The 8,195-nt window shown below is 70.6% G+C and carries 5 protein-coding genes; 2 read left to right on the top strand and 3 right to left on the bottom strand.

The genetic code is table 11. The features are described 5' to 3' along the window. Positions 1-1,043 (top strand): FUSC family protein (locus QM572_RS12850; protein ID WP_415093706.1); only part of this gene is annotated, 1,043 nt, incomplete at its 5' end. A 21-nt stretch (positions 1,044-1,064) separates the two neighbouring features. Here the strand turns inward: QM572_RS12850 and QM572_RS12845 are convergent. After that, positions 1,065-1,901 (bottom strand): SDR family NAD(P)-dependent oxidoreductase, encoded by an 837-nt coding sequence (locus QM572_RS12845; RefSeq protein ID WP_415093704.1) that lies wholly within the window; start codon positions 1,899-1,901, stop codon positions 1,065-1,067. After that, entirely contained in the window at positions 1,898-3,430 is a 1,533-nt protein-coding gene (locus QM572_RS12840) for a flavin-containing monooxygenase (RefSeq protein ID WP_415093702.1), read from the bottom strand. Before QM572_RS12840 ends, QM572_RS12845 begins: the two co-directional genes overlap by 4 nt. Positions 3,431-3,520: 90 nt before the next feature. Between QM572_RS12840 and QM572_RS12835 the strand changes: the two genes are divergently transcribed. Beyond that, positions 3,521-4,120, top strand: coding sequence for a TetR/AcrR family transcriptional regulator (locus tag QM572_RS12835; RefSeq protein WP_415093700.1), 600 nt, complete (start codon positions 3,521-3,523; stop codon positions 4,118-4,120). Between the two features lie 32 nt (positions 4,121-4,152). Here the strand turns inward: QM572_RS12835 and QM572_RS12830 are convergent. Beyond that, on the bottom strand, positions 4,153-8,195 hold a 4,043-nt coding region (locus tag QM572_RS12830; RefSeq protein WP_415093698.1), incomplete at its 5' end, for a hypothetical protein.

Here is an 8,195-nt window from a genome sequence, read left to right as displayed (position 1 = left end):
GCGCGCTCGCCCGTTGGCGCGCGCGGCGGTGGCAGGTCGCGCAGTGCGCGCTCGCCGCCGGCGTGGCGTGGTGGGTCGCGCACCACCTCCTCGGCCACGCCCATCCCGTCTTCGCCGGTGTCGCCGCGGTCGTCTCGCTCGGGACCTCCTACGGCCAGCGCCTGCGGCGGGTCGCGGAGGTGACGCTCGGGGTCGCGCTGGGCGTGCTGCTCGGCGACCTGCTCGTGCTGTGGTGGGGCGTCGGCGCGTGGCAGATCATGCTCATCGTCGGTCTGGCGATGTCGATCGCGATCTTCGCCGACGGCGGGCAGCTCTTCGTCAACCAGGCCGCCGTCCAGGGCCTGTTCATCACCGCGCTCATCCCCAGCGCCAGCGCCGCGTTCACCCGCTGGACCGATGCACTCGTCGGCGGCGCGGTCGCCCTCGTCGCCGCGACGATCGTGCCGGCCGCGGCGCTCCGGCGTCCGCGGGAGCAGGGGGCTGTCGTCGTACGCAAGATCGGGACGCTGCTCACGGCGGCCGCCCAGGTGATGCGGGAGGCCGACGCCGTGCACGGCATGTCCGTGCTGAAGGAGGCCCGCTCGACCGATCCGCTCGTCCGCGAGCTCCAGGCGGCGGCCGACGAGGGGATGGCGGTCGTCGCGTCGTCGCCGTTCCGCGTCCGGCACCGCCAGAACGTACGCCGGATGAGCGACATGGTCGAGCCGCTCGACCGGGCGCTCCGCTCGACGCGCGTGCTCGTGCGCATGGTCGCCGTCGCGGCCTACCGGGGAGTGCCGATCCCGGAGGACTACGCGGTGCTCGCCGAGCGGCTCGCCCAGGCGTCGGCGGCGATGGCGCTGGAGCTCACCGCCGACCGGACGCCGGCGGCCGTGCGCCCCCGGCTGATCGAGATCGGGCAGGCGAGCGCCTTCGTCGAGCGCTCGGAGATCCTCAACGCCGAGGGCGTCCTGCTGCAGATCCGGGCCGTGACGGCGGACCTGCTGCAGCTGACGGGCATGGGTCAGTTCGAGGCCACCGACGCGATCCCGCCGATGCGCTGACCGCCGACGCGGGCGGGATGCTCAGACGGTCTTCTTGGGGATCACGAACCTCGCGCCCGCGGCGACGATGTCCTGGTAGCGCGAGCCGGTGAACTTCTGGAAGTTGTGCACCACGTGTGCGTCGAGGCCCACGAGCACCCGGGCCTGGTTCTTGAGGATGCCCTTGACGATGATCTCGGCCGCCTTGTCCGGCGTCATCCGAGCCAGCTTCTCGTCGAAGAGCTTGTCGATCGCCGCGGCGTTCTGGCCGACGGTCTTGCGGCCGTTCCTCGCGATGCCGGTCTTGATGCCACCCGGGTGGACGCAGGTGACGCCGACGCGGTGCTTGTTGATCAGCATCTCCTCGCGCAGCGCCTCGGTGAAGCCGCGCACGGCGTACTTCGACGCGTTGTAGGCCGACTGGCCCGGCATCGACAGCATCCCGAAGAGCGAGCTGATGTTGACGATGTGACCGTCGCCGGACTCGATGATCGCGTCCAGGAACACCTTGGTGCCGGTGATGACGCCGCCGAGGTTGATGCCCAGGATCCAGTCGAACTCGTCGAGCGTCATGTCCTCGAAGTCGCCGGTCATGGTCACGCCGGCGTTGTTGATCACGACGTTGACCCCGCCGAAGGTGTCGACCACCTTCGTGCCGTAGGCCTCGAAGGCCGAGCGGTCGGCGACGTCGAGCGTGGTCGAGTGGACCTGCGGAGAGCCGGCTGCCTTGGCGAGTCCCACGGTCTCCTTGAGACCGGCGGCGTTGACGTCGGAGAGCGCGAGCCGTGCGCCGCGGCGGGCGAGGCTGACGGCGAGCGCCCGGCCGATCCCCGAGCCGGCTCCGGTGATGACGACGACCTTGTCGTTGAGTGACTTCATGCGCTGACGAGCTCCTGTGATTCGTTGTCGTGAGTGGCTGCGGTGACGACGTACTTCGCGACGTCGAAGGTATGCAGAAGATGGCGGAAGTGGAAGGTGAACCCAGGCCAGAGGGTGGTGTTGCGTCCCTGGTCGTCGAGATACCAGGATGCGCAGCCGCCGGTGGTCCAGACCGACGTGGCGAAGCGGCCCTGGACGCCGGCGTTCCACGTCTCGAAGGCGGCCTCGGTCGGCTCGACCGTCGCGTAGCGGTGGGCGCGCATGGTGCGCAGCGCGTCGCGGATGTACTGCACCTGCGACTCGATGATGAAGACCATCGAGCTGTGTCCCAGGCCGGTGTTGGGCCCGATCACGAAGAACAGGTTGGGGAAGCCGGGCACCGTCGCCCCTTTGTAGGCCAGGGCGCCGGTGCGGGCGAAGCGGTCGGCCATCAGCTCGCCGTCGACGCCGCGGACGTGGTGGGCCATGGGGATGTCGGTCGTCTCGAAGCCGGTCGCGACGATCAGGACGTCGATCTCCCGCTCGGTCTCGGTGCCGCTGCCGTCGCCCGTGACGATCCCGGTCGGGGTGACGCGGGCGATGGGGTCGGTGATCAGCTCGGTGTTCTCGGCGGCGAGCGCGGGGTAGTAGCGGTTGGAGATGAGGATCCGCTTGCAGCCGATCTCGAAGGTCGGCGTGACCTTCGCGCGCAGCTCCGGGTCCTTGATCCCGCGGGCGATGTTGCGCAGCGCGAGCAGCTTGGCGGGCGTGGCGATCTTCGGCTGCCACACGAAGGCCGGGACGTAGGCCTCGCGACCCCAGTAGATCGCCGTCCGGGCCGCCTTCTGCAGGCCCGGGACGTGGCGGAACGCGAGCTTCTCCAGGCCGGAGTAGCGGTGCTCGTTGCGGGGGAGGACCCACGGCGCCGTGCGCTGGTAGACGTCCAGCTGCGCCGCGACCTTCTGCACCTCGGGGACGATCTGGATCGCGCTGGCGCCGGTGCCGATGACCGCGACGCGCTTGCCGGCGAGGTCGACGTCGTGGCGCCAGCGGGCGCTGTGGAACACCTCGCCCCCGAACGTGTCGAGTCCCTCGATCTCGGGGAGCTTCGGCTCGCTCAGGGGGCCGGGGCCGACGATCAGCGTCCGCGAGGCGTACGTCGTCTCGCCGGTCGGCCCGGTGGTGGTGACGATCCAACGCTGGCGGGTCTCGTCCCACGCGGCGTCGGTCGCGGTGGTGCGGAAGACGCAGCGGTCGAGGACGCCGGACTCGCGGGCGACCCGCTTGATGTAGGCCTGGATCTCCGGCTGCGGCGAGAAGCTCATCGACCAGTCCGGGTTGGGCGCGAACGAGTAGCTGTAGAGCTGGCTCGGGACGTCGCAGGCCGCGCCGGGGTAGGTGTTGTCGCGCCAGGTGCCGCCGACGTCGTCCCCACGGTCGAGGACGAGGAAGTCGGTCTCGCCGTCCTCGTCGAGCTTGATGGCGGCGCAGATGCCGCCGAAGCCGGCGCCGACGATGAGGTGGTCGACCGTGACCTGGGTGTCGCTCATGGGTCCGAGGCTAGATCCGTTATTGAACAGGTGTCAATAGAGTTGTTGAACATCTTTCAATAAAGCGGTCGGAGTCACTAGGGTGGCGCCATGGCCACTGCGAGGACACGACTGAGCTCGGATCAGCGCCGGTCGCAGCTGCTCGACCTCGGCGTACGCCTGTTCTCCACGCGCTCGCTGTCGGAGATCTCCATCGACCTGCTCGCTGAGCGCGCGGGGATCTCGCGCGGCCTGCTCTACCACTACTTCGGGGGGCTGGCCGGCTTCCAGGAGGCCGTCGTCCGTCGCGCGGCCGACGACCTCATCGCCCGCACCGCGCCGCCCGAGAGCGGCGACGCGGTCGAGCGGCTGCTCATCTCGATGGAGGCGTACGTCGAATACGTCGACACCCACTACGAGGGCTATCTCTCCCTGATCACCGGCGCCAAGAGCGGCAACGAGACGCTGCGCCGGATCTACGACGAGGGCCGTTCGGCGCTGACCGACCGCATCTTCACCTCCGACACCGACCACCTGCTGGAGGACACCCCCGCCGCGCGGCTGCTCGTCCGGGGATGGGCGGCGCTGGCGGAGGAGATGGTGCTGGAGTGGAAGCGCGACGAGACCTCCGGCACGGATCCGGGGATCAGCCGGGAGGAGCTGCTGCACCTGATCACCGCCGCGCTCCCCGCGCTGTCGACGACCCTGTGAGGGGCGGTCGGGAAGCGTGTTCGCGTCCGGTGCTACTTGCGTACCCGCAGAGTGAACGGCTGCGACGCGCCGGCGTACGGTGAGCCGGCCGCCTCGGCGACGCGCAGCCGATAGCTGCCCTTCGCCTTGAACCTGACGGTCATGACGTATCCCCACGCCTTGCCGCGGCGACCGGGGAGGCGCTGCTTCTTCAGGGTCGCGCGGGTGGACAGCGTCGTCCAGGTGCCGTTGACCTGGCGCTGGAGCACGACCGTGCCGCGACCGCCGGGGGTCACGGTGCCGAAGATCGTGGCCTTCGCCTTCACGGCCACGGTCTTCTTGAGCGCTTTGGCGGCGATCGTCCGGTGGGGCAGTGGCGTCGTCGGGGTTGGGCCGGGGGTGGGCGACGGCTCCGGATCCGAGGTGCCGGTGTCCGGCACCGCCAGTGTCACCGGCTGGCTGATCGCTGCTGCCAGCTCCCGACCGGCTGCGTCCAGGGCACTGCGGTCCACGTGGAGAGTCAAGGTGGGCGACCAGTCGGCGCCGGCTCCGGCGGGCCGCGTCGGCACCAGCGTGACGGTCTTCGTCAGGCTGAGTCCGCCGGGCGCCGTCTGCGGGTCGACGGGGGTGACGACCGCCGGCACGGCGGTCCCGCTGGCGTCCGTCAGCGTGAGGTGCCCGCCGTCCAGCGTCGCGGCCTGCATCCAGGTGCCGAAGTGGACGGTCACGCTCGGGGAGGTGCCGCCGGCGCCGGCGACATCGTGGACCGATCCGAGCGCCTCGTCCGGCAGCATCAGGTCGACCCCGAGCTGCGGCGGCAGCACTTCGAGGGCCTGGCTCTGGGCCGAGAGGTGACCGGGTGCCGAGGCCGCCACCTGATACCACCCGGGCGGCACGTTCCACCCGTACGCTCCGGTCGCGGTCGACGTGACGGGATTGGTCTGCTCGAAGTCCTCCGCGTCCCAGATCTCCCAGGTGCCGGGTGCTCCGGTGTCCGATCTGAGGATCGTCACGGTCGCGTCCTTCAACGGCGAGGAGTAGGGGCCGTCGGTGAGCACGCCGCTCGGGTCGACGATGCCGACCGGGTTGGCGAGGGTGGCCTGTGTGTTCCTCGCCGGGCTCGGCTGTTGGCAGTCAGCCGCATCGGAGGGCTCGCACGGCGGCGGCGTACAGGCGATCTCTCGCAGCCCGCCGATCATGTCGTCGATCCCGACCTGGTTGAGTTCCCCGAACCCGAAGATGATGGCTCTGGCGGCCTTCTCCATCCCGACCGACTTTGCGAGCTTGGCCATCAGTGTGGTCGCGCCACGGCCGACGCTGAGATTCTGAGCGGTCCCGACGATCTTCTGCGCTGCAGGGAGGAGGTTCGCGGCAGAACTGCTATCCCAGGTGCAGCTCTGCACGCTCTCGACGAGGCGCGACAATTCCTTCAGCTTCTTGGCCTCGCTGGGGTCCAGGAGGTCGATAGCACCATCGACCGCTGTATCGGTCCCTTCGCGAATCTGCTTGAGGCGGATCTCCGTGAGATCACGACCGCCCACTCGTGCTTGGGTGGCACCAGCGCGAGCCGTCGAATCGAGGTCGCTCGCGGGAACGAAGAACGAGACGGTCACGCTGAAGGTTCTGGACCCGGCATCCTCCGTCACGACCTCGCCGGATGACCCCACCCAGAGGTCCGGGGCCAGTTGTCGACCCACTGTGTCGTCCGGCGTGTCCAGCACGTCCATCGTTGTGGTGACCGTCTGGGCAGGGTCGTCGACTACAGTCGACGTGCCGGAGACGTGCGTGGCCGAGCTGCCGGCGGCCAGGACGGGGTCACTGAGGGCACTTGCCGCCGCCGGCAGCCTCAGGCGTACCTGCTCCATGCTGTCCGGCAGCGGCCCTGCTTGGTCGAGCCAGCTTGCGGTCGACGGGCCCTCGTCGTACTCGAGCGTGATCGGGCCCTTGAGCTCGTGGATCGGGACGGTGGCGGTCACCGTGCCGTCGGAGCCGACCGTCGCCGGGACCGTGGTGCCGTCGGCGGTGACCGTGGCGTCGGTGACCCGGTCGGGGTCGGTCACCTGGGCAGTGACGGCGATGTCGCCGGGCACGTAGACGAAGGGGTACGACGCCCCGGCCGGCGCGGTCACCTTCGACCCGAGCGAGTCCTGCTGGAGCGTGACGTCGCCGATGGTCGGGACGAACGTGTCGTAGGTGACGTCGAGCTCGTCGCTGCGGTAGACCGGTCCCGCCGGCGACCCCGCGCTGATCGGCGTGGTCGCGTAGAGCGGGTGCACGTAGCCCTGCCCGCGATCCGGCAGCGTCACCGTGCCGTGCCAGTAGCCGCTGGCCGAGGCGGTGAAGGCGCCGATCGGGAGGATGCCGTCGTTGACGTTCACCACGGCGCCGGGGGCGGCGTGTCCGGAGACGGCGATCGAGGCGACGCTGGTCGTCGTGGGTCCGTCGAGGCTGACGGTCGCGACCTCGGTGGTGCCGGTGCCGATCAGGCCCTCGCCGCCCCGATAGCTCATCCGCGCGCGGATCGGAAGCGCCCCGGAGGGGGGTGCGTCCGACCCGCTGCCGAGCTGGAGATGGAGCGTTGCCGTGCCCTCGGCGTCCGCCGCGACGCTGCCGATCGGCGCGGTGACCGTGTGGTCGTCCGCGACGGTGGCCGAGACGACCTTCTTGTTCACGACCAGTCCGTTGTCGAGCAGGGCGGTGCCCGCCGGGACGTCGAGCACGAGGACGGCGTCGTCGAGTGCCGTCGAGGACGACCACCTCACGGCGATGTCGAGCAGGCCGCCCGGCGCCACGTGCGCCTGGGTGACCGCGACACGATTGGCGGAGTCGGCGAACGCTCCCGCGTCGCTCAGCGTCACCGTGCCCAGCGGAACCACCTCGTCGGAGGCGACGACCACCGCGGTCCGAGTCGCCCTGAAGGATCCGGAGGTGAAGCTGAAGTCCCAGGTCCCTGCGGCGGGGACGGCCAGAGTCTGCGGGGCGCCCGATGAGTCGGCCTGCATCAAGGCGTGCAGCGTGCCGTCGCCGTCCGTCCGAACCCCGGTGACGTCGATGGGGTCGGTCGTGTCGCCATCCGCGCGCTGCGGCGTGAGGCTGACCTGTTGGGCGCCGTGGAGGGTCAGGGTCAGGGCCACCGGCGCATCGGTCGAGGCCGGGAGGAGCGTCTCGGCACAGCCGGCGGGGAGACCCGCCTCGTAGCCGTCGGCACAGAGCCGCACCTGATCTCCGGGATAGCCCTGCACCTCTTGGCTGGACGACGGGTAGGCCGAGCCTGCGGGCGTGGTGAGTGCCAAGCTGTAGTGAGCGATCGGGCTCCAGCCGAAGGCCTGCTCCTGGGCGGCTTCGCCGGGGAGCTGGGTGAGGAAGTGCAGCTGGAGCCGGTAGGTCTTCTGCGGCTCGATGCTCAGGTCGAGGGTGTGCGTGGCGGTCAGGTCGACGGTGCTGCCGGCCCGCCCACGGGAGCCGACCACCGACACGGTGGTGGTCACGCCGGCGCCCGACCTGAGACCGGTGATCGAGTAGCGACCCTGGTCGTCGGTCGTGCCGTACGACGTCTGGCTGGTGCCGTCGATGACCTGCACCGCCGCGACCTGACTCCCCTCGACCGGCGTGGCGTCGGTGGCGTCGGTGACCGTCCCGGTCAGGGTCACGGTGGGCCACGGCGTCACGGGGAGATCGACGTCCACCTCGGCCTGGTCGAGCGTCACCGCCTGTGGCGTGACGGGCTGGTAGGCCCACGTGTCGACGCCCCTGACCGACAGCGTGACCGTGGTGCCGATGCCGAGCCCGGCGAACGCCGCATCGCCCGTGGCGTCCGCCCGTGCCCGCAGCAGTCGGCCGGCGACGGTCAGCGCCGTCACGTCCAGCCCAGCGCCGGCGGAGCCGAGATGGGCGGTCAGCAGGGCGGCGCCGGTCGAGCCCGCCCCCGCGAAGCCCGCGTTGTAGTGGGCGGCGACGCGTCGCGCCGCCAGGGCGGTGGGGTAGAGGGCGAGTTCGTCGATGGCGCCGGTGAAGCCGGTGGTGGTGGGGTTGGGGGTGAGGTCGGTGCTGGGGGTGATGGCGCCGTAGGGGTGGTCGGGGCCGTAGGTGGCCAGGG

This window comes from Nocardioides sp., assembly GCF_047607365.1.
In the GTDB taxonomy this organism is placed as follows: Bacteria; Actinomycetota; Actinomycetes; order Propionibacteriales; family Nocardioidaceae; genus Nocardioides.
Note: the sequence above shows the minus strand (reverse complement) of the source record. Positions and strands in the feature narration are given on the sequence as shown.

Excerpts from the sequence above, each read along its gene's own strand:
- QM572_RS12840 (WP_415093702.1), bottom strand. The coding sequence starts at position 3,430 with ATGAGCGACACCCAGGTCACGGTCGACCACCTCATCGTCGGCGCCGGC.
- QM572_RS12845 (WP_415093704.1), bottom strand. The coding sequence starts at position 1,901 with ATGAAGTCACTCAACGACAAGGTCGTCGTCATCACCGGAGCCGGCTCG.
- QM572_RS12835 (WP_415093700.1), top strand. The coding sequence starts at position 3,521 with ATGGCCACTGCGAGGACACGACTGAGCTCGGATCAGCGCCGGTCGCAG.